The 20,050-nt window shown below is 69.1% G+C and carries 18 protein-coding genes; 6 read left to right on the plus strand and 12 right to left on the minus strand.

The window, feature by feature from the left end; translation table 11 throughout:
• Nucleotides 1-100 precede the first annotated feature (100 nt).
• The 4 genes from HNP48_RS19540 to HNP48_RS19555 form a co-directional block, all read right to left on the minus strand.
• Nucleotides 101-592: a nuclear transport factor 2 family protein gene (locus HNP48_RS19540; RefSeq protein WP_184860110.1), complete on the minus strand. Its 492-nt coding sequence runs from the start codon at nucleotides 590-592 to the stop codon at nucleotides 101-103.
• A gap of 88 nt (nucleotides 593-680) precedes the next feature.
• Entirely contained in the window at nucleotides 681-1,169 is a 489-nt protein-coding gene (locus HNP48_RS19545) for a CinA family protein (protein ID WP_184860112.1), read from the minus strand.
• Nucleotides 1,166-1,639: a phosphatidylglycerophosphatase A gene (locus tag HNP48_RS19550; protein ID WP_184860626.1), complete on the minus strand. Its 474-nt coding sequence runs from the start codon at nucleotides 1,637-1,639 to the stop codon at nucleotides 1,166-1,168. Before HNP48_RS19550 ends, HNP48_RS19545 begins: the two co-directional genes overlap by 4 nt.
• Before the next feature lie 38 nt (nucleotides 1,640-1,677).
• Entirely contained in the window at nucleotides 1,678-3,312 is a 1,635-nt protein-coding gene (locus HNP48_RS19555) for a DUF4139 domain-containing protein (RefSeq protein ID WP_260420301.1), read from the minus strand.
• Nucleotides 3,313-3,516: 204 nt separating this feature from the next.
• Here HNP48_RS19555 and HNP48_RS19560 point away from each other — a divergent pair, with 204 nt between their 5' ends.
• Nucleotides 3,517-4,923, plus strand: a complete 1,407-nt coding sequence (locus tag HNP48_RS19560; RefSeq protein ID WP_184860116.1) for an esterase-like activity of phytase family protein — start codon at nucleotides 3,517-3,519, stop codon at nucleotides 4,921-4,923.
• 7 nt (nucleotides 4,924-4,930) lie between these two features.
• Here HNP48_RS19560 and HNP48_RS19565 read toward each other — a convergent pair whose 3' ends face one another.
• Together HNP48_RS19565 and HNP48_RS19570 are read right to left on the minus strand one after the other, a co-directional pair.
• Nucleotides 4,931-6,898, minus strand: a complete 1,968-nt coding sequence (locus HNP48_RS19565) for a right-handed parallel beta-helix repeat-containing protein (RefSeq protein WP_184860627.1) — start codon at nucleotides 6,896-6,898, stop codon at nucleotides 4,931-4,933.
• A gap of 21 nt (nucleotides 6,899-6,919) precedes the next feature.
• Nucleotides 6,920-7,804 (minus strand): LysR family transcriptional regulator, encoded by an 885-nt coding sequence (locus HNP48_RS19570; protein ID WP_184860118.1) that lies wholly within the window; start codon nucleotides 7,802-7,804, stop codon nucleotides 6,920-6,922.
• Nucleotides 7,805-7,923: 119 nt separating this feature from the next.
• Here HNP48_RS19570 and HNP48_RS19575 point away from each other — a divergent pair, with 119 nt between their 5' ends.
• Together HNP48_RS19575 and HNP48_RS19580 are read left to right on the plus strand one after the other, a co-directional pair.
• Complete coding sequence (locus HNP48_RS19575) at nucleotides 7,924-8,928, plus strand: NAD-dependent epimerase/dehydratase family protein (RefSeq protein ID WP_184860120.1); 1,005 nt, start codon at nucleotides 7,924-7,926, stop codon at nucleotides 8,926-8,928.
• Nucleotides 8,929-8,948: 20 nt separating this feature from the next.
• Nucleotides 8,949-10,127 (plus strand): Acg family FMN-binding oxidoreductase, encoded by a 1,179-nt coding sequence (locus HNP48_RS19580; RefSeq protein ID WP_184860122.1) that lies wholly within the window; start codon nucleotides 8,949-8,951, stop codon nucleotides 10,125-10,127.
• Nucleotides 10,128-10,136: 9 nt separating this feature from the next.
• Here HNP48_RS19580 and HNP48_RS19585 read toward each other — a convergent pair whose 3' ends face one another.
• Nucleotides 10,137-11,921 (minus strand): pectate lyase, encoded by a 1,785-nt coding sequence (locus tag HNP48_RS19585; RefSeq protein ID WP_184860124.1) that lies wholly within the window; start codon nucleotides 11,919-11,921, stop codon nucleotides 10,137-10,139.
• Between the two features lie 385 nt (nucleotides 11,922-12,306).
• On the opposite strand from HNP48_RS19585, the gene HNP48_RS19590 reads away from it, so the two are divergent.
• Complete coding sequence (locus tag HNP48_RS19590; RefSeq protein ID WP_184860126.1) at nucleotides 12,307-13,275, plus strand: TRAP transporter substrate-binding protein; 969 nt, start codon at nucleotides 12,307-12,309, stop codon at nucleotides 13,273-13,275.
• Between the two features lie 35 nt (nucleotides 13,276-13,310).
• Here the strand turns inward: HNP48_RS19590 and HNP48_RS19595 are convergent, their stop codons facing one another.
• The gene (locus HNP48_RS19595; RefSeq protein ID WP_184860128.1) at nucleotides 13,311-13,664 is read right to left on the minus strand and encodes a hypothetical protein; all 354 of its coding nucleotides are present in this window, start codon (nucleotides 13,662-13,664) and stop codon (nucleotides 13,311-13,313) included.
• 180 nt (nucleotides 13,665-13,844) lie between these two features.
• Between HNP48_RS19595 and HNP48_RS19600 the strand changes: the two genes are divergently transcribed.
• On the plus strand, nucleotides 13,845-14,993 hold the full coding sequence (locus HNP48_RS19600) for a branched-chain amino acid ABC transporter substrate-binding protein (RefSeq protein ID WP_409362570.1): 1,149 nt from the start codon (nucleotides 13,845-13,847) through the stop codon (nucleotides 14,991-14,993).
• Between the two features lie 30 nt (nucleotides 14,994-15,023).
• Here HNP48_RS19600 and ggt read toward each other — a convergent pair whose 3' ends face one another.
• Nucleotides 15,024-16,697 (minus strand): gamma-glutamyltransferase, encoded by a 1,674-nt coding sequence (gene ggt, locus HNP48_RS19605; protein ID WP_184860630.1) that lies wholly within the window; start codon nucleotides 16,695-16,697, stop codon nucleotides 15,024-15,026.
• A 192-nt stretch (nucleotides 16,698-16,889) separates the two neighbouring features.
• Here ggt and HNP48_RS19610 point away from each other — a divergent pair, with 192 nt between their 5' ends.
• A complete protein-coding gene (locus tag HNP48_RS19610) occupies nucleotides 16,890-17,816 on the plus strand; it encodes a LysR family transcriptional regulator (protein WP_184860132.1) in 927 nt (308 codons plus the stop codon).
• A gap of 274 nt (nucleotides 17,817-18,090) precedes the next feature.
• Here HNP48_RS19610 and HNP48_RS19615 read toward each other — a convergent pair whose 3' ends face one another.
• From HNP48_RS19615 to thiL, 3 genes are all read right to left on the minus strand, one after another.
• The gene (locus HNP48_RS19615; RefSeq protein WP_184860134.1) at nucleotides 18,091-18,609 is read right to left on the minus strand and encodes an RNA polymerase sigma factor; all 519 of its coding nucleotides are present in this window, start codon (nucleotides 18,607-18,609) and stop codon (nucleotides 18,091-18,093) included.
• On the minus strand, nucleotides 18,606-18,809 hold the full coding sequence (locus HNP48_RS19620) for a YgaP-like transmembrane domain (RefSeq protein ID WP_184860136.1): 204 nt from the start codon (nucleotides 18,807-18,809) through the stop codon (nucleotides 18,606-18,608). The genes HNP48_RS19615 and HNP48_RS19620 overlap by 4 nt, the downstream gene beginning before the upstream one ends.
• Nucleotides 18,810-18,918: 109 nt before the next feature.
• Complete coding sequence (thiL, locus tag HNP48_RS19625) at nucleotides 18,919-19,875, minus strand: thiamine-phosphate kinase (RefSeq protein WP_184860139.1); 957 nt, start codon at nucleotides 19,873-19,875, stop codon at nucleotides 18,919-18,921.
• Nucleotides 19,876-20,050: the final 175 nt, after the last annotated feature.

The following is a 20,050-nucleotide window of genomic DNA, read 5'->3' on the forward strand; positions in this document are numbered from 1 at the left end:
GCCCCACCCCATTGGGGTGGTGGGCGCGGCCGGCGTGAACAAATGCACGTTCTGTGCTGAGAACCTGCTGGTGATCCCCAGCCAGACCCTCAACAGGTTCCTACTTCTTTTCCTGCGCCAGGAATTTCGCCAGGTTGCCGGCGGCCGTGCTGCGCACCTTGCGCTTGAGCGAAGGCGACCAGCCCAGCAGCAGGCCGGGCGTGCCCAGGGCCTGGCGCGACCAGCGCCAGAAGTTGAAGCGGTCGCGGTGCGTGGCGATCAGGCCCTCGGGCGTGAAGGTGAACGTGCCGTCGATGATGTTGTGCACCTTGCGCCCCGTGGCGCTGAAGAGGTAGTGCGCTTCCCAGTGCGCGCGGCCGGTCTTGTCGTCGGCTTCGATGCCGCTCGATTCGAGCTTCCAGTGCTCCCGGCCGTTCTTGCTGGTGGCCGTGGCCAGCATGCGCCACATGCCGCCGATCTGCTCGCGCCCCTTGAGCGAGAAGGCCTCGTCGTCGAAGGTTGCGTCGGGCGCATAGCAGGCCTGCATGGTGGCATGGTCGAGCTGGCCGAAGGCGGTGTAGAAGCGCTGCAGGGTCTGGGCGTTGGGGTGCATGGATGGAGGCTCCGTTGGGGCAGTGGCGGGCCGATGCTACACCGGCGTTGTGCAGGCAGTTTGGCGCCTGCGCGACGCGGCCGCAGGCTCAGGTGAGGTAGCCATGCAGGCGCTGCAGTGCATGGGCCACGGTGGCACTGCGCACGGCGGCGCGGTCGCCCGGGAACTGCTGCAGCTCGGTGTACACGGCGCCATCCACGGCCCAGCCGAACCAGACCGTGCCCACGGGCTTGGAGGGGCTGCCGCCCGTGGGGCCGGCCACGCCCGTGACAGCCACGGCCACCTGCGCGCGCGAATGGGCCACCGCGCCAGCCGCCATGGCACGGGCCACCGGCTCGCTCACGGCGCCGTGCGCCGCGATCAGCCCGGGCGGCACGCCCAGCAGCTCGGCCTTGGCCTCGTTGGAGTAGCTCACCAGGCCGCGCTCGAACCACTGGCTCGATCCCGACAGGTCGGTGCAGGCCGCCGCGATCATGCCGCCGGTGCAGCTCTCGGCCGTGGCCAGCATCTGCCCACGGGCGAGCAGGCGGGCCGCAATGTCGGCGAGCAGGTCGTGCTGGTTTGCCGTACCGCTCATTGCCAGAACCTCCACAGCGCGATCACCAGCAGGGTGCAGAAGGCGGCCACGAAGTCGTCCCACAGAATGCCCCAGCCGCCACGCCAGCCAAAGCCCTTGAACAGGCCATCGGCCCAGGCCACGGGGCCCGGCTTGGCGGCATCGAAGAAGCGGAACAGCGCAAACGCCACCAACTGCCCCCACCAGCCCATGGGCATGGCCAGCCACAGCACCAGCCAGAAGGCCACCACCTCGTCCCAGACGATGTTGCCGGGGTCGGCGATGCCCAGGTTGCGTGCGGCCACCGTGCAGGCCCACCAACCGACCACGGTGCTGGCGGCGATCAGGATGCCCATGTAGAGGGGGCTCAGCCACTGCTGCAGCGCCAGAAAGGCCAGCCAGGCCCACAGCGTGCCCACGGTACCGGGCGCAATGCGCGAGAGGCCAGCACCAAAGCCCAGCGCAATGCAGTGGGCCGGGTGCGAGAACATGAAGGCCGCTGTGGCACGGCGTGGTACAGCGGGGGCAATCACTGGCGTTCCTGCAACTGAATATCCTTGGAATAGCGGATGGTGTGTTCGGCGCTGAATTGCGCCGTGGCGCCCGCCGCCAGCGGCTGCTGCCAGGCCACCGTGCCCGGCGTGCGGTTGAACGCCGCCTCGGCCGGCTGCGGCTGGTAGCGCGACTCGACCTCGATCTTCTCGTTGCGCGAGACCGGCGCGGCATGCAGCACCTGCAGCGTGATGCCGGTCTTGTGGCGGTTTTCCACGCTGTAGGCGCGGCGCGTGCGGCGCTCGGTGCGCGAACCGGTGAAGCCCGTGGCGCTGGTCAGGTCCTGCGGGGCCTCGGCGCGCACGGTGACCAGGTCATCCTTGCCGAACGACAGGCTGGTGCTGCCCGTCGGGGCCGTGCTGGGCGCGCCGAAGTCCAGGCGCCCGGTGCCGACGAAGGCACCATCGCGGTACAGGCCCACGGCGCCCGCCGGCCACACGCCGGGAGGTGTAGCGACCTCGGCCACCAGGTAGGCCACGTCTTCCACCGCGGGGGCGGTGCGCGTGAGCAGGGTGGCAGCCGCGCTGTGGTTGCCCAGCGCCAGCGTCACGCGCTGCCCGCTCGAGGGCACGGTGATGCGCTGGGGCACGGCGAATTCGGTGGCAAAGCCCTTGTCGGTGGTGCTCACCTCGAAGCTGGGCATGGCTTCTTCCGCCATGTCGCGCGATCGTGCCACGGGGGCAGGCGCTGCCGCAGGCGCCGCCATGGCCATCACCGGGGCGGGGCTTGCCTGGGGCTGGGGGGGCGGCAGCACATCCAGCGTCCAGGGGCGCGGCAGGCGGCCCTGGGTGGCGCGGCCGGGCTGGCCGGTGGACAGGGTGAGCTGCACGTTGCTCCAGTCCTCGCCACTGTTCTGGGCGACCAGGGCCTGGCGCTCCAGCAGCACGGTGGATTTGGCCGCATCCAGTGTGGCCCGGTAGCTGGGCTGCCAGCCCGGGCCGCGCACCTGGTAGGACAGGCGCAGCTCGCCCTCGCGCTCGGCCGCGAGGTTGATGCTGACCGACACCACGCGCGCACGCTGGCTGGCCACGCGGTTGCGCTCGGCCACCAGGGGCTTCAAGGCCAGTTCCAGCGCTTCCTGCTTGCGCTGGAGCTGGTGGGTGCGCGCCTGTGCGTCCTGACCGGACTTGCGCAGCACCTCGGCCATGGCGGTGATCTGCGCCGGCGTGGGGGCGGACGCACGGCCTCCTGGAGCGTCATCGCCGGCAGCCCTGCCGCCCGCCACGCCCTTGAGGTAGCTGTCCACCAGCTGCAGTCCGCCCGATTCGGCCTTCACCGCGGCAATCTGGTCTTCCAGGTCGCGGATGCGGCCGTCCAGCGGGCTGCTGCAGGCCGGTGCCACGTCGCGGTCTTCGGTGAGCACATTGAACTCGCCCACGCGCACGCTGGCGTCGGCGTTGATCTGCAGGCTCTGTGCATCCAGCGAGGCGGGCAGGCAGCTGAAGGTGAAGCTGCGCGCACCCGCCGCCACCCTGGCCACGCGTTCCACGGTGGCGGTGCCGGAATAGACGGTCACGCGCGCGATGCGCGAGCTGCTGGTGTCTTGCGCGAGCGCGCTGCCGGCCGCACCCAGCAGCAGGCTGGCGCAGAGAGTGGCAACAAGGCGTGTCATGCCGGTGGAAGGGTTCAAGAGATCCTCCTGTGGTGGGGCGCCGATGGCCGGGGCGCGGATTTCCGTGTTTGTATCCCAAATGTGGTCAGTCATCGGCGGGTGCAGGGCCAGCGGGGTCGCTGCCGAACCGACCTTGGTGGATTCATGGGATTGTCACGCAGCCTTCATATGCTGGATGAGCCTTCCATTCTCACTCCAACAAGCATGAAGCATTTTGTTCCCCGTGCCCTGTCCATCGTCGCCCTGGGTTGGGGCATGGTCGCCTGTGGCGGCTCCGATGACGGGTTCCAGTTTCCGGGTGCCAGCGGCACCAGCCTGCCCTACGAGGTGATGGGCAAGGTGGCCAACGCCGAAAAGACCGAGCTGCGCAACGGCAGCTACGGCTCTTCCCTGGCTCCTCACCCCACGCTGGAAGGCTACTTCTACGGCCTGAGCGACCGCGGCCCGAACGCCGCCACCGAGCCGACCCGAACGCCCTCGGGCATCATCTTCATCACGCCGGAATACACGCCCCGCATCGGCCTGTTCAAGCTCACGCCCGAGGGCAAGGCCGAGCTCGTGAGCACCATCCTGCTCAAGGACCCCAAAGGCCGCCCCATCACCGGCCTGCCCAACAGCCAATTCGGCGGCACCGGCGAGACGCCCTACAACCTGGACGGCAGCGTCGTCTCGCTGGACCCCGATGGCGACGGCGTCAAGGGCTTCGACGAAAGCGGCCTGGACTCCGAAGGCCTCGTGGCCCTGAAGGACGGCACGTTCTGGATCAGCGATGAGTACGGTCCGCACATCGTGCACTTCGACGCCACGGGCAAGGAGATCGAGCGCATCAACCCCTTTGCGGCCGACCCGCGCAACAAGGCTGGCCGCACCCTGCCGGCCGAACTGTCCACGCGCTGGCCCAACCGCGGCATGGAAGGCCTGACCATCACGCCCGACGGCAAGACGCTGGTGGGCATGATGCAGTCCAACCTGTACAACCCGACCAGTGCGGTCGGCAGCATCAACCTCACGCGCATCGTCACGGTGAACATCGAGACCGGCGCCACGGCGCAGTACCTGTACCGCCAGGATGCGGCCGGCCTGGCCAACTCCGAGATCGTGGCGCTCTCCGCCACCAGCTTCCTGGTGGTCGAGCGCGACACCAAGTTCTACGGCATCGACACGGGCGTGGTGCGCAAGAACATCTACAAGATCGACCTTGGCCAGGCGACCAACGTGGACCGCTCCAACGCCGCCCTGCGCAGCGCCAACGCCGCGCTCTCGGTGCACGCCGCCAACGGTCTGCTGGTGGACGGCAAGACGCTGGAGCTGGTGGTCAAGGATGGCGGCACGGCCGACAACTATGCCGCGGGCTGGGCGCAACTGGCCGCGCTGGGCATCCGGCCCGTCGCCAAGACCCTGGCCTACGACGCCATCGCCTCGCAGAAGTACCCGCACGACAAGCTCGAAGGCATGTGGGTCATCGACGCGAACCGCCTGGCCATCCTCAACGACGCCGACTTTGTGATCGCCCCGGACAACCTGGGCGGCATCAAGCAGAAGTACCTGTACGACGGCAAGGCCGACAGCAACATGCTGTACGTGGTCAAGCCCATCGCACCGCTGTATTGACCGCGCTTCAGCGCGGGCCGTACACCGGCAGGGCTTGGCCCTGCTCGTAGGCGCCTGCATCGGGCGCGCTGCCCTGGTGGCCCTGGTTGATGTTGGGGATGCGCTGCCCGGCATCAACGGCAGGGGAGCCGGGCTGCAGGCGCAGGTCGGGCACGTTGTACAGCGTGAGCGGCGCGCCCGGGAACACGGGGGCGGCCGCAAAGGAGTCCATGCCCACCTGCACGGCGGCGCGCTCCGTGGTGCGCGCGCGCAGCTCCGTCAGGCTGGCAAAGCTGGTGGCGCCCCAGCGCCCGGTGAAGCTGCCCGCGTTGGAACCGTAGGCGTCGTAGTCCAGATCGGCGCTGTTCACGTCCAGGTCGGCGATGGACAGCACCCGGCCGGTGCCGCTGGAGTAGCCGCCGTAGGTGCCGCCGGGCCCGCCGATGAACAGGTTGTTGCGCGCGTAGAGCCGGCCCACGGTGGCGCCCGCGTAGATGCCCAGTGCATCGCCGTTCTTGACCACGGTGTTGTGCAGCAGCACGTCACCGTAGCTGCTGCGGTAGAGCTTGAAGGCCACATGCACGGCGTTGTAGACCACGTTGCGCACGAAGTAGGTGGGCCCGCCCAGGCCGGGCTGTGACGACAGCGCGATGAACACGTTGGTCAGCCGGTTGCGCAGGATGCGGCAGTTGTGCATGCAGAAGTCGGCCTCCACGCCATCGTCCGCCGCTTCGGAGAGATCGTTGTTCAGGATGTCGATGCTGTACTGGTCCACGGCCTCGCCGTCTTCGAGCAGCGAGATGTTGTCGCGAAAGCGGGCCACGCGGTTGTGCGCGATCACATGGCCCGGCCCCGTCACGAGGATGCCCTCGCCCGCGTTGCCGCCCGACACGCCCAGCGCCGCCTCGGACCAGACCACTGTGCCGGTCACCGTGTTGTCGGCGATGTAGGCGTTCTCGGCCCGCGTGAAGGTGATGATGCCGTGCCCGCCCAGCGCCGCCGTGGCGTTGACGGTGCTGCGCGTCATGCTGAAATCGTTCGTGCCGTTGAAGCGCACGCGGCCGTTCAGGGCCAGCTCGGTCAGCATCACATGGCGCTGGTTGAAGACGCTGATCTCGCCCTCGACCACGGCGCCCGGGGTGCCGCGGATGACCAGCGGCCGGCCCGGCGCGCCGCTGCGCCCCACGCTGAAGCTGCTGTAGCGCCCGGCCCCCAGTTCCACGATGTCGCCGGCATTCGCCGCTGCCAGCACAGCGGCCAGGGTGGCTGGCGTGGCGGGCTTGACCACAGCGCCGGGCGCCGGCATGGGCACGCTGCGCGTGGTGGCCGTGGTGGTGCGCACGGTGCTGCCGCCATCGGGGTCGGTGAGCGTGAGTTCGATCTCGTAGCTGGTGCCCGGTGCCAGGTCGAAGAGGCTGCCCGAGTGGCGCAGCGGCCAGGTGCGGCCCTGGTCCGAGGTCTCGTTGTGGATGCGGCGCAGAGGCATGCCGGCGAGCCAGGCACTGCTGCCCTGTACGCGGTAGCGCACGCCGACCACGGCATTGCGGTTGGCATCGCCGGTGAAAGCCCATTCCACCGAGATGTTCTCCAGCGTGGGAAAGGGCGTGCTGACGGCCCCCGGCACGCTCGCGTCCGCCGCGCTCGGGGGCGGCAGCAACCCGCCCACGGAGAGCAGTTCCAGCCCTGGCCGGGTCAGGCTGACCTTGGGGTAGGTGGCCGTGCCGATCACCACCTGGGGCAGGCGCAGCACACTGCCCGTGGTCAGGTACTGCAGCTCGGCGCCCACGCTCGGATCGTCCACCCGCAACTGTCCGGGATCGAGCAGGCGCACCACCACATCGCGGTAGCGGTCGCCGGCATCGAGCTGCAGGGTGGGCAGGCGCAGCGTGCTGGTCGCGGGCTCGAAACTCGCGGTGTCGGCGGCCATGGCCGGCGCTGCCGCACCCAGGAGACCGGCGAGAAGGCTTGCCGCGAATCGGCGCAGAAGGTGGTGCATGGTCATGGGCAGAGGGGTGGGTTACAGAGCGTCGGGCACGGCCTGGGCCAGAAAATCGTACACCGCCCGGATGCGCTGGTTGGTGCGTATCTCCCGGTGCACCGTGAGCCAGATGGGCAGCTCGGGCAGCTTGAGCATGGGCAGCAGGGCCACCAGGTCGGGCTCGGTGCGTGCCATGTAGTCGGCCACGAAGCCGATGCCCAGACCGCTGCGCACCACCTGCCAGTAGGCGATCAGGTCGTCGGTGCGCAGCGCGAACTGCTGGCGTTCCACCGGGAAGCCCATGGCCGCGAAGCCGCGTGCGATGTCGCCCTGGCGGTCGTTGCCGACCACGTCGTGCTGCATCAGGTCGGCCGGTTGGCGCGGTGTGCCCCGGCGGCGCAGGTAGTCGCTGTGGGCATAGGTGCCCAGCGTGACCTTGCCGATGCGCTTGGCCACCAGGCTGGCCTGCGTGGGCTGCACCATGCGCAGGGCGATGTCGGCCTCGCGGCGCAGCAGGTTGGTGACCTCGTTGCTGGCCACCAGCTCCACCTGCACCTCGGGCAGCTCGATCCGCATGCGGGCCAGCAGGGGTGGCAGCAGCATGCAGGCCACAGGCTGGCTGGCCGTGATGCGCACCGTGCCGCTGACGCCCGCCTCGGCCCCGGAGACGCTGCGCGCCAGTTGGTCGGCGCCAGTCTGCATCGCGCGGGCCGACTCCGCCAGGCGCAAGGCCGTCTCCGTGGGCAGCAGGCCGCGCCCCGTGCGCTCGAACAGCACCACGCCCAACTGCAACTCCAGCTCGGCAATGTGGCGGCCTATGGTGGGCTGGCTCGCGTTCAGCGCGCGCGCAGCGCCCAGCAGGCTGCCTTGGTCCAGGGCAGCCAGAAAGGACTGGATCAGGCCCCAGTCAAAGCGCTGTTGCATCGGCGGTCCCCGTGAAAGGTATTCATTTTTGCATTGCTGCTATGGATGGTTAGCCAATTGTGTAACGGCGGACGTATTTCCACAATCGCTTCCATCCCTTGTTTTTCAGGAGCCAGTCCATGACGAATGCTGCATCCACCGTCCTCATCCTTGGCGCCCGCGGGCGCCTGGGCCTTGCCGCCGCCCATGCGTTTTCCCAGGCCGGCTGGCAGGTGCGTGCCCAGGTGCGCCCAGGCGCCACAGGCCCGGCCGTGCCCGGCGTGCAATGGATTGCCGCCGCGCCCGAGGACACGCCGGCCCTGGTGGCCCATGCGCAGGGGGCCCAGGCCGTGGTGCATGCCATGAACCCGGCCTACACCCACCGGGCCTGGCGCACCCAGGCGCCCGGGCTCATGGACGCTGCCATCGACGTCAGCCGCGCGCTGGGCGCCACGCTCATGCTGCCGGGCAGTGTGTACAACTATGGCCGCGCCATGCCGCCCGTGCTGCGCGAGGACACGCCGCAGACGGCACTGGACTTCAAGGGCCGCATGCGCATCCACCTGGAGCAGCGCCTGCAGGCCGCCACGCGCGATGGTGCCATGCGCGCTGTGGTGCTGCGTGCCGGCGACTTCTTCGGCAGCGGCTCGGGCAGCTGGCTGGACCTGGCCATCGCCAAGGACCTGGCCCGGGGCCGCATCACCTGGCCGGGGCCCCTGGACACCAGCCGGCCCTGGGCCTACCTGCCCGATCTGGCCCGCACCCTGGTGAAGGTGGCCGAGGCGCGCCACCACCTGGCCGCCTTCGACACCCTGCACTTTGCCGGCCAGCAGGTCACGGCGCAGCATTGGGTGCAGGCGCTCTCCGCCGTGGCGGCCGAGCAGGGCTGGGTGCCCGATGCCGCTGCCGTGCGCGTGGGCCAGCTGCCCTGGCCGCTGCTGCGCGTGGCCGGCCTGGTGCTGCCCACTTATGCCGCCCTGGCCGATGTGCGCTACCTCTGGAGCACCCCGCACCGGCTGGACAACGCGCGCCTTGTGGCGCTCATCGGCACCGAGCCGCACACCCCGTTCGAGCTTGCGGTGCGCCGCGCGCTCCATGACCTGGGGCTGCTGGCCCCGATCCCTTCCCCCGCCGCCCTGGCATGAACCGCAAGGAGACATCCACCATGCAACGCCGTACTTTCATCCGCCTGGCTGGCGGTGGCACCATCGCCGCCGCAGTCATCGCTCCCTTGGCCGCCTGCAGTTCGGGCCCGCACTACCCTGCCCAGGCCGTGGAGGCCTGGCAGGGGCCCGTGGGCGAAACCGATCTGCGCCGCCGTGCCGTGGCCTACGCCATCACCGCGCCCAACCCGCACAACCTGCAGCCCTGGGTGGTGGACTTGCGCGAAGAGGGCGTGATCACCCTGCGCACCGACCGTGAGCGCGTGCTGCCCGAGACCGACCCGCTGGGCCGCCAGATCCTGATCGGCCATGGTGCCTTCCTGGAGCTGCTGGTGCTGGCGCTGGCCCAGCAGGGCATGGCCAGCGAGGTCACGCTGTGGCCGCAAGGGCCGCTGCCTGCGCAACTGAGCGCATGGGATGACCGGCCCGTGGCGCGCGTGGTGCTCAAGGCGGGTGGGCAGGCCGATCCTTTGTTCACCCAGGTGCTGCGCCGGCGCACGCCCAAGGTGGACTACGACCTGGCGCGCCCCGTGTCGCCCGAACTGCTGCAGGCCTTGCTCGCGAGCGCCTCCCGCCCGGGCCATCTGCAGGCCGGTGGCACCGTGGACCCGGCCCGGCTCGATCCGCTGCGTGCGCTGTGCTGGCAGTCGGCCCAGGTGGAGATCGGGACACCGCGCACGATGATGGAAAGCATACGCCTCACGCGCGTAGGCCCGTCCGAGATCCTGGCGCACCGCGATGGCATTTCGCTGAACAGCCCTTTCGTGCGGGCGCTCACGGCCTTTGGCATGTTCGATCGCACGGTAGCGCCACCCCAGGGCAGCGCCGGCTACAAGGCCGCGGCAGAGCGCTTCGAGGGCCACAGCCGCACGGCCATGGGCTTCGTCTGGCTGACCGGCGGCAACACCCGTGCCGACCAGGTCGCGGCGGGCCGTGCCTATGTGCGCCTGCAGCTCAAGGCCACCGAGCTCGGTGTGGGCATGCACCCCATGAGCCAGGCGCTGCAGGAGTTTGCCGAGATGGCGCCGCACTATGAACGCGCCCACCAACTGGTGCTGGGCCGGGGTGCACCCAAAGAGGCGGGCGACCCCACGGTGCAGATGCTGTGCCGCCTGGGCTACCCGCAGGGCGAGGTGCCCGCCACGCCGCGCCGGCCGCTGGCGCGCCTGCTGCAGGCCTGAGGCTCAACGTCAAGCCTGCGGTGCCACGTAGGCGATGAGCCGGCCCATGCGGCGTATCCATTCCGAGGTCACGATGAACTGCGGCTTGTCGCGCTTCACATAGGGCTCGATCTCGGGCGGATTGTCGGCCGGGTAGGGCGAGGTGTCGTACACATCGCCCACATGCTTGCTGCGGTAGGCCGTGCCGGCATAGGGCGTCGTGGGTCCATCGCCGCGGTAGCTGTTGACGATCTCGGGCACGGCCGAGGTCCAGTAGTTCTTGGTCCCCAGCTCGGCCAGCAGCGTCTGCACCTCGCTGTCGGGCACCACCGGCGTGGGCATGGTGGCACCGGCGAAGAGGTCGGGGAAGTCCACCTCGCGGATCGAGAAGTAGCGCGGCAAGGCGCGTGTGGCCCCCGTGGACTTGAGGGGCGAGCGCGCCACCATGTCGGCGATCGCCGCGTCGCCCATGCGGTTGAGCGACTGGTAGGTTGATTCGAGCCCGGCGATGTCGATCTGCCGGCCGGCCGAGTAGTGGCTGATGGTGTTGGTGTAGTCCTTGTCCGCGTAGTAGGCACCGTTGTGGATGTTGGAGCCGTAGCGGTGCATGTACAGGCCGTCGTTGGTGCCCAGTTCCACGAAGGTGGGATGGGTGCGCCCGCCGCCGAGCAGCGGGTTGACCGTGGCCGCGTCCGCAGGCAGCGGGCAGGATTTGAGCCAGGCAATGGCTTCCGGAATGCGGGCCAGGTATTTCTTGTCGCCCGTGAGCTGGAAGTAGTTGAACAACTGGCGGATGTTGGTCTGCGTGGTGTGCGTGGCCAGCGAGCGCGGCTCGTAGCTGCGCGCGCCCGCCGGTGCGCCCGCGGGCCGCCCGGCCGTGGGGCGCGACAGGTGCTGCAGGCTCCAGCCGGCCTGGGGCCCGGGCTGCTGCATGAGCCGCATGCACTCCATGGCGCGCTGGATGTTGCCGATCAGGCGCGTCTCTCCCAGGGCCGTCACGCACAGGGTGAGGAACTTGATGTTCTCGCCCATCACATCGTCGTTGAAGGTGACGTGCAGCGTGTAGTCGCCATCGGCCATGCCCACGCGCGCGCCCGCAGGCACCTGCTGCGGGTTGGGCAGCGGCATGCTGCTCACGGCGCCCGGGAAATGCGGGAAGCGCTGCGGCCAGCCCCCGTCGGCAATGCCGTACTCGGGCCCGAACTGCGACTGCACCACGAAGTCGATGGCGCGCAGCAGTGGGCCATAGAAGCGCAGGTCGCGCTTTTCCACGAACATGCGCAGCAGCAGTTGCGAGGCCACGGCCGTGCCCGCGTCGTCGAAGGTGGCATTGCCGTAGTAGTGCTGGAACTCTTCGAGCCGCCAGCCGTTCTTGCCAATGGTGTCGTACCAGCGCTTGAGCGAATCCTCGCCCGCAAAGTCGTGGATGTAGTTCCACCCGCCCGAGCGGTGCTGCGCCGCGACGATGGCCAGTGCGGTGCGTTCGGCGGCCTGGTAGTAGCGTTCATCGCCCGTGGCGTGGTACGCGTCGAGGTAGACATGGCCGACGGAGGGCGTGCCGGGCGGCTGGATCCAGCACATGGTGCGGTAGGCCTCCATCTCGCCGAAGGTCTGCTTGAGATCGGGCGAGTACGACCACACGTAGCCCCCCTGGTAGGACACCACTTCGTCCATGTACTGCGCGGCACGCTTGAGACCGGCCGCGGCCTCGGCCCGGGGGCCGGTCAGTGGCTCGGGCCCCGCGTCACTGCCGCCGCACGCGGACAGGAGCAAGGGGCTCAGGGTGGTGGCAATCGCAAAATCTCTGCGCTTCATGGGTGTGTCTCCTCCAAGGTTGGGAACGGGGTTGGCAGGCACGGGGTGTGCTGCGGTCGCAGGCCGGCCCAGGGGCTCTTGTCCTGCCGCTGTGGCGCATCAAGAAAGATGATGTCGTACAACTTGGGTGCGATTTTCGGCAGACCCGTTCGCGGGCGTGCTGGCGTTTACCCGAAGCCCTTGTATGCAGATGTTGCAGCAGAATCCGCTGAAAACCAGCGCATTGATCCCGTGAAGGATGCCTTGCCTGGTATCGCAAATGGCAATTTAGTTATATGACGTCATATGAATTGGCGCGCTGTAGAACGGTGCAGAGCCTGAGGGCCGGGCACCGCGTCGGCAATGGCAAAGGGGGAGACCTGTGAACCTACGGATCCGATTCGCAATGGCATGGCTCGGTGTGCTGTGCCTGGCCCTGCTGTGCGGCCAGGCCAGCCACGCCCAGGCACCCACGCGGCTGCGCGCCTGGAACATCCACCCCGATGGCTACCCGGTGACCGAGGCCATGAAGGGCTTCGCCGCCCAGGTTGCGCGCGCCACGCAGGGCCGTTACCAGATCGAGGTGTTCTCCAACGCCACGCTGGGCGATCAGCCCAAGGCCGTGCAGATGCTCAAGAGCGGCGAGATCGACATCGCCGAGTTCAGCTCCGGCCCGCTGTCCGATGCGGTGCCCGGCATCAAGGTGCTGAACCTGCCATTCCTGTTCACCGACTCGGCCCATATGTTCCGCCACCTCGACGGCGCGCTGGGGCAGCGCTTCGCCGCCAACCTGCAGGCGGCCGGCTTCGTGGTGCTGGGCTGGTACGACGGGGGTGGGCGCTCCTTCTACTGCGCCAACCGGGCGCCGGCCAACATCCGCGATCTCGCGGGAGCGTCGATCCGCGTGCAGCAGTCCGAGGTGTTCATGGAGATGATCCGGCTGCTCGACGCCAAACCCGTGGCCCTGCCCTTCAAGGACGTGCTGGGAGGGTTCCAGCAAGGCGCCATCGACTGCGCCGAGAACAACATGCCCTCCTACGAGTCCACCGGGCACTTCAAGCTGGCCAAGAGCGTGTATGTGACCAACCACGTGATCTCGCCCGAGGCGCTGGTGGTGTCCAGCGCACTGTGGGCCAGGCTCTCGCCCGAGGACCGCAAGGCCTTCTCCGATGCGGGTGCCCAGTCGGCCCTGCTGATGCGCGAGCTGTGGAACAGGCGCGTGGCCCAGGCCCTGGAGAACACGGCCAGGCAGGGGGCGCAGTTCGTGCGGGTCAAGGACATCTCGCCCTTCGTGCGGCGCATGGCGCCGCTGTACAGCAAGTACATGGCCGACCCGACCACGCGCGAAGAGCTGCTGACCATCATCGCCAAGTAGGCTGCGCGGCCGGTATCGGTCGCACAGCCCTGCGCTCAGGCGGGGAAGGCCGGGCCGTGGGGCTGCAGGCACATGGGCCGCTCATCGAAGGCCAGCCAGCCCAGCCGGTCGCACAGCGATTGCACCCAGGGCGTGTAGTCGATGCGCAGTGAGCAGTGCATGGCCAGCGGGCCTTCGGACACGTCCTCGGGCAGGTGGAATTCCACCTGGTGGCCCAGCACCGTGGCGTGGCCCCAGGTGGGCAGGGCCCACTCCAGGCCAGGGGCCACCTGGGCGAGGCCTTGCTTGATGCGATCAATGTCACGCAGCACCAGCACGGTGTCCGGGGACAACTCGTCGGTGGACAGCGGCAGGTGCGCAGGCTGGAAGAACAGGTAGGTGTAGGCCATGGGGCGCGATGTTGCACCCTGTTGCATGTACCGGGGCGTGGTCCCGTGGCGCATGGCGTGAACTATTGCGCAGCGGGGCCGTTTTGCTGCCCGGGACCCGGCAGGGAAAGTGCCGAGGTGGGCCGGCTGCAGCTGCGTTAACCTCCGAGGGCGTCGCTATCTATGACCACCCGAATTCCGATGATTGTTGCAGCGGCGGCCGCCATGGCCGCCGGCGGCCTGGCCCATGCCCAGGCTTCCGTCGTTCGCCTCGGCACCGTGGCGCCCTTGAGCGGCGGTGCGGCCCATGCCGGGCAGGCCAACCTCAATGGGGTGCGCATGGCGGTCGAGGAGCTCAATGCCCGGGGCATCGCCATCGGCGGCCAGAAGGTGCGCTTCGAACTGCTGGCCGAAGACGATGCCGGTGATCCCAAGCAGGGCGTGGCCGCGGCGCAGAAGCTGGTGGATGCGCGGGTCCACGGCGTCATCGGGCACCAGAATTCGGGCACGGCGATCCCGGCGTCGCGGCTCTACAGCGATGCCGGCATTCCCCAGATTTCGCCCTCGGTCACGCACCCGCGCTACACCCGCCAGGGCTTTGCCACCACCTTCCGCATGGTGGCCGACGACGTGCAGCTCGGCGGCATGCTGGGCCGCTACGCCGTCAAGGAACTGCACTTGCGCAGCTTCGCAGTCGTTGATGACCGCACGGCCTATGGCCAGGGCCTGGCACGCGAGTTCGCCGAGGCGGTGCGGGCCGCTGGTGCGGCCGTGGTCGACCAGCAGTTCACCACCGACAAGGCGACGGACTTCAGTGCCATCCTCACGGCCATCAAGGCGAAGAAGCCCGATGTCCTCTTCATCGGCGGCATGTATGCGACCGCCGGCCCGATGCTGCTGCAGATGCAGCAGCTGGGCCTTTACGCGCGGCTCATGGGCGGTGACGGCATCTGCAACGATGCCATCGTGCCCCTGGCCGCCGGTGCAGTCGGTGAAAACCGTATCGTGTGCGCCGAGCCCGGTGGCTTCGACCAGGCCCAGCAGCCGGGTCTGGAGCGCTTCCATGCCGCCTACCGCAAGCGCTTCGGCAGCGAAGCCGAGGGCATCTCGGTCTACGCCTACGATGCCGTGAACCTGATGGCCGAGGCCATGGTGCAGGCCGGCTCTGCCGAGCCGAAGCGCTACCTGCCTGTGTTGGCCAGCATGCAGGGTTTCCAGGGCGTGAGCGGCGGCATTGCCTTCGATGGCAAAGGCGATCGCAAGGACCCGCTGCTGACCCTCTACACCTTCCGCAATGCCCGGCGCGCCACCCTGGCCGTGGTCCGGGCCGATGCATCCCGGACCCACTGAGCCCGCGCACGGGCAGCAGGGCGCGTCAGGTCACGTCACGATCAATGCCAACCCACGACCCCGGGGATCAGACACCGGCATCACATCGCGCCCGGTGATCTTGATGGCCTGGATATCGGTGTCGAACGAGTTCGTGCTGATGGTGTAGCCGCGCGCCTGCAGCTGCTGCGCCAGGTCTGGCGGAATGGGGGAGAACGGCTCGCCTTCCATGATCCTGCCCTGCGGCAACTGGTGGTGGAAGCGCCGGTTGGCCACCGCGGCGGGCAGGGGCATCTGGTAGTCGTAGGTGTTGGCCAGCACCTGGTAGACGGCGTTGAAGATGCGCGAGCCGCCGGGCGTGCCGATCACCATGGTGGGCAGGCCGTCCTTCACCAGGATGGTCGGCGACATCGACGACAGCGGCCGCTTGCCCGGTGCCACGGCATTGGCGTCCGAACCGATCACGCCGAAGATGTTGGGCTGGCCGGGCACGGTGGCGAAGTCGTCCATTTCGTCGTTGAGCGCGAAGCCCGCACCGCGCACCACCACGCCGCAGCCGTAACCCATGTTCAGCGTGTAGGTGTTGGACACCGCATTGCCCCACTTGTCCACCACCGAGAAGTGCGTGGTGTGCATCTTGGCCAGGCCGGGCTGCACCGTCTCCGTGGGCGTGATCTCGCGCGGGTTCACCTCGGCGGCACGCGCGCGGATGTAGGCCGGGTCCAGCAGGCGCGCCTGCGGGACGTCGACGAAGCCCGGGTCGCCCAGGTACTCGGCGCGGTCCGCGAACACGCGCTTGAGCATTTCGGCGTTCAGGTGCATGTACTGCACGGTGTTGGGCCGCTCGCCCACGAACAGGGTGCCGCGCAGCGCGGCCTTCATGCCCAGCAACTGGCCCAGGGCGATGCCGCCGGAGCTGGGCGGCGGTGCGGTGTACACCGTCATGCCGTTCCACTCGATGGGCAGGGGGTTGCGCCACACCACCTTGTAGTTGGCGAGGTCGGCCTTGGTGATGATGCCGCGGCCGCCGTCCTGCGTCATCGCAGCGACGATCAGGTCCGCCGTGCGGCCCTTGTAGAACTCGTCCGATCCGTTGGCCGCGATGCGGCGCAGGGTTTCGGCCAACTCGGCCTGGCGGAACAGCTGGCCTTCGCGCATGGTGCCAAAGTACTCCATCAGGTTCGCAGGGTAGCCCGACGATCCGAAGTTGGTGATGGCGTAGTCGCGCCAGAAGACCTCGGCCTTGGAGGCGACATGCCCCTTGTCCGCCAGGTCGATGGCCGGCGCCAGCACGTCCTTCCAGGCCAGGCGGCCAAAGCGCTGGTGTGCCTCGTACAGGCCGCGCACGGTGCCCGGCACGCCGGCGGCCTGGGCGCCCCACAGGCTGCTCAGCGGGTCCTGCTTGCCGTCGGCCGTCTTGAAGCGCGTGTACATGTCGCTGGTGGCGGCTGCGGGCGCCATCTCGCGGTAGTCCACGAAGTAGGGCTTGCCCTCGATGAAGATGTTCATGAAGCCGCCGCCGCCGATGTTGCCGGCCTCGGGGTAGGTCACTGCGAGCACGAAGGCGATGGCCACGGCCGCGTCCACCGCGTTGCCGCCTGCCTGCAGGATGGCCTTGCCGGCCTCCGAGCTGTACTTGTCGCTCGACGCGATGGCGCCGCCATCGAGCCGGGCCCCATCGTCGCTGCCGCTGCCGCTGCCGCTGCCGCAGGCGGAAAGGGCCATGCTGGCCGCAGCCGACGCGATCAGGCTGCGCCGGGAAATCAAAATATCGCTGTTCACACAGTCTCCTGCTTTCGTGTCTCGTATGATGGTTTTGTGTCCGAAATGCCCCGTGGGCGGGGGCGCTACGGACTCTAGGGACGTGCAGCCGGAGCGTCCAATGAAACGTTTTTTGGGCCGGCATTCCAAACACTCATGGACTCGAGAAAACTCGAACACCTCGCCGAGCTGGCCACGACCGGCTCCTTCAGCCGCGCGGCGGAGAACCTGCACCTGACCCAGCCCGCGCTGAGCAAGAGCATCCAGGCACTTGAAGAGGAACTGGGCGCGGTGCTGATCGACCGCCGGCGCAAACCCTTTGCGCTCACGGCCAAGGGCGAGATGGTGGTGCAGCGGGCACGCCGCCTGCTCAAGGACATGGACGAGCTGCACCGCGTGGCGGCCGAGGACATCGGCCCCGAAGGCCTGCTGCGCATCGGCTTCGGGGCCGGCCCCTGGGCCACGCTGTCGCGCGGCTTCATCCAGCATGTGGTGGAGCACTTCCCGCGCCTGCACCTGCAGGTGCGCCATGGCTCGGGCGATGCGCTCGTGGGGGCCTTGCATGAGCGGCAGATGGACCTGGCCATCGTCGACGCACGCTCCTTCCCCTCCAGCCCGCACCTGCAGGCCGAGACCCTGGGCCACCTGCACGGCAGCGCCGTGTGCCGCGTGGGGCATCCGCTGCAGCGGCTGGAGCGGGTGACGCTCAAGGACCTGCTGGCCTACCCGACGCTGAACACCTCGATCTCCGATGAGGCCGTGCGCTGGGTGCAGGAGAGCCACGGCGTGGACCTGGACCTGCGCCAGCACACCACCGTGGAGTGCGAGCAGCTGGAAACCCTGCTGGACGTGTGCGCCCGCAGCGACGCTGTGTTTCTCGGTGTGCGCGAGGCCGCGCACCCCTGGGTGCTGCGCGGTGAAATGGCGGTGCTGGCCGTGCACCCGCTGATCACCGAGTTCAGCGTGCCCATCGCCCTGGTGTCGCTGGCGGGGCGCAGCCCGTCACAGCTCACGACCTGGGTGCGGGACTTCGTGGCGGATGCGCTGGACGAGCGCCACTTCGCCGAAGGGCGGCCCTTCTGAAGTGAAACACCCCCTGAGTCGCTTCGCGCCTCGGTGTGTCCGCCAGAGGCGGCCACCCTTCGGGCACGTCCAAGCCTGCGCAGGCAGGCTTGGAGCCGCGGCCCTCAGCCCCGCTCTCGACTTGCTGCGCGAGTCGGGAGGGGGACGCCCCCGGTGCACGCAAGCGAAGCGCCGCCTACGCGGCTTGGCGGCCCTTGCACGGGGGCACTGGCCTTGGCCGCGCCAGTTTCATGCCTCGCGGGTGGTGCGCAGCGCAATGGATAACGGATACCGGCTACGCAGGCGGGGTCAGGTACTCTCGCACCAGGCTGCGCGCGCGGTGCAGCCGGCTCTTGGCGGCCTCGCGCGTGGTGCCAAGGCGCTGGGCCATCTCCTCGATGGTGAGCTCCTCGAAGTCGCGCAGCAGCAGCGCCTCGCGGTACAGGGGCGGTAGCGAATCGATGGCCAGGGCCAGGTCGTGGCGCAGTTCGTCATCGGGCCGGTGCGACCAGGCCATGTGGTCCTCCACCTGCGCCAGCGGCTCGCCGCGCAGCCAGGCCAGGGCCGGGCGCATGCACAGCCGCTGCACGATGCGCACGACCCAGCCGCCAAAGGCCGCCACCTCGCGCAGCGCGCCCACGCGGCGGTAGACGATGATCAGCGCCTCCTGCACCACGTCGTCGGTGGCCGTGGTGGCCGCGCAGTGGCGCAGCGCATAGCGGCGGATGTCCGGGCGCGCCAGCGCCAGCAGGCGCTCCATGGCCTTGGTATCGCCCGCGCGCGCGGCAGGCAGCAGCTGGGCGACGGTGGTCATTCCACAGGCTTTCGGCCCACCATGGCGCAGGCAGGGCAGTAACCGAAGACGCCGGTGAGGATGCCGGTGGCACCCGAGGCGGCCAGCACCAGGCCAAGCGGCGTGAAACCCAGCCAGCCCAGGCTGGCGGCGAGGAGGGCCAGCCCGGCGACGATGCGCAGCAGGCTTTCGGGGCGGGTGATGTTCTTGCGGTACAGCATGGCGGCAAAGCTCCTTGGATCTTGAAGGCGAAGGCGCCGGCACGGGGCGCCTTCCCTGACAAGAGCGGGCTCTGTGGCCAAAGGATTCATGCCGCGTGAAAAAAAGTTCTCAGCCAAAGTGGTCGAACGAGGCGTAGCGGTTTTCCACCGGCCGGCCTTGCCCGTCCACCAGGCGCAGGCCGGGCTCCGCCTCGATCACCCCGATGCGTGCCACGGGGGTCTGGCTGGCCTGCGCAGCGGCCGCCACGGCTGCGCGCTGCACGGGCGGCGCCGTGAAGGCCAGCTCATAGTCGTCGCCGCCGGCCAGGGTGCACTGGCGCAGCAGTTCGGGGTCTGCCACGGCATTGCGGTGCGCCATCAGGGCCGAGGTGAGTGAGGTATCGATGCGTGCTCCCACGCGCGATGCCTGGAGGATGTGGGACAGGTCCCCCAGCAGCCCGTCGCTCAGGTCCATGGCGCTGCTGGCCACGCCACGCAGCGCCAGGCCCAGGGCCACGCGCGGGGTGGGGCGCTCCAGCCTCTGGCGCGTGGCGGCCAGCAGGTCGGGGGCGATCTGCTGGTGGCCCAGTAGCGCTTCCAGCGCCAGCCGCGCGTCGCCCAGCGTGCCGCTCACGTAAATGTCGTCGCCCGCGCGCGCACCGCTGCGCAGCAGGGCCTGGCCGGCAGGCACTTCGCCGAACACGGTGATGCAGAGATTGAGTGGGCCCTGCGTGGTGTCGCCGCCCACCAGCTCGCAGCCATGGCTGTCGGCCAGGGCCAGCAGCCCGCGCGAGAAGCCCGCCAGCCAGGGTTCGTCCACGCGCGGCAAAGACAGTGCCAGCGTGAAGGCCAGCGGCCGGGCACCGCAGGCGCCCAGGTCCGACAGGTTCACCGCCAGCGCCTTGTGTCCCAGGGCCTCGGGGTCCACATCGGCAAAGAAGTGGCGGCCCTCCACCAGCATGTCGCTGGAGACGGCCAGCTGCATGCCCGGTGCGGGCGCCAGCAGTGCGCAGTCGTCCCCCACGCCCAGCGCGGCGCGGCGCACGGGCCGCGTGAAATAGCGTGCGATCAGATCGAATTCACCCATGGGGCGATTGTGGCGTGGGTCATTCGCATTCGCCACGCTGGTGTGACATATCTCTGCAACACAGGCTGCCTAGAGTCACCGCTTCGTGCCCGGCTCGCCCCGAGCCCAGAGGCCACCCCCGCAACCGCGCGGCGAAACCCCGCTTTCGCCCGCGCCTTCCCTTCCCACCCACCCG

This window comes from Acidovorax soli (genome assembly GCF_014207955.1).
GTDB classification, from domain to species: Bacteria; Pseudomonadota; Gammaproteobacteria; order Burkholderiales; family Burkholderiaceae_C; genus Acidovorax; species Acidovorax soli_A.

Bases quoted from the DNA above. Each gene is read 5' to 3' on its own strand.
- HNP48_RS19540 (WP_184860110.1), bottom strand. From the start codon at position 592: ATGCACCCCAACGCCCAGACCCTGCAGCGCTTCTACACCGCCTTCGGC.
- HNP48_RS19545 (WP_184860112.1), bottom strand. From the start codon at position 1,169: ATGAGCGGTACGGCAAACCAGCACGACCTGCTCGCCGACATTGCGGCC.
- HNP48_RS19550 (WP_184860626.1), bottom strand. From the start codon at position 1,639: ATGTTCTCGCACCCGGCCCACTGCATTGCGCTGGGCTTTGGTGCTGGC.
- HNP48_RS19555 (WP_260420301.1), bottom strand. From the start codon at position 3,312: ATGACACGCCTTGTTGCCACTCTCTGCGCCAGCCTGCTGCTGGGTGCG.
- HNP48_RS19560 (WP_184860116.1), top strand. From the start codon at position 3,517: ATGAAGCATTTTGTTCCCCGTGCCCTGTCCATCGTCGCCCTGGGTTGG.
- HNP48_RS19565 (WP_184860627.1), bottom strand. From the start codon at position 6,898: ATGCACCACCTTCTGCGCCGATTCGCGGCAAGCCTTCTCGCCGGTCTC.
- HNP48_RS19570 (WP_184860118.1), bottom strand. From the start codon at position 7,804: ATGCAACAGCGCTTTGACTGGGGCCTGATCCAGTCCTTTCTGGCTGCC.
- HNP48_RS19575 (WP_184860120.1), top strand. From the start codon at position 7,924: ATGACGAATGCTGCATCCACCGTCCTCATCCTTGGCGCCCGCGGGCGC.
- HNP48_RS19580 (WP_184860122.1), top strand. From the start codon at position 8,949: ATGCAACGCCGTACTTTCATCCGCCTGGCTGGCGGTGGCACCATCGCC.
- HNP48_RS19585 (WP_184860124.1), bottom strand. From the start codon at position 11,921: ATGAAGCGCAGAGATTTTGCGATTGCCACCACCCTGAGCCCCTTGCTC.
- HNP48_RS19590 (WP_184860126.1), top strand. From the start codon at position 12,307: ATGGCATGGCTCGGTGTGCTGTGCCTGGCCCTGCTGTGCGGCCAGGCC.
- HNP48_RS19595 (WP_184860128.1), bottom strand. From the start codon at position 13,664: ATGGCCTACACCTACCTGTTCTTCCAGCCTGCGCACCTGCCGCTGTCC.
- HNP48_RS19600 (WP_409362570.1), top strand. From the start codon at position 13,845: ATGATTGTTGCAGCGGCGGCCGCCATGGCCGCCGGCGGCCTGGCCCAT.
- ggt (WP_184860630.1), bottom strand. From the start codon at position 16,697: ATGGCCCTTTCCGCCTGCGGCAGCGGCAGCGGCAGCGGCAGCGACGAT.
- HNP48_RS19610 (WP_184860132.1), top strand. From the start codon at position 16,890: ATGGACTCGAGAAAACTCGAACACCTCGCCGAGCTGGCCACGACCGGC.
- HNP48_RS19615 (WP_184860134.1), bottom strand. From the start codon at position 18,609: ATGACCACCGTCGCCCAGCTGCTGCCTGCCGCGCGCGCGGGCGATACC.
- HNP48_RS19620 (WP_184860136.1), bottom strand. From the start codon at position 18,809: ATGCTGTACCGCAAGAACATCACCCGCCCCGAAAGCCTGCTGCGCATC.
- thiL (WP_184860139.1), bottom strand. From the start codon at position 19,875: ATGGGTGAATTCGATCTGATCGCACGCTATTTCACGCGGCCCGTGCGC.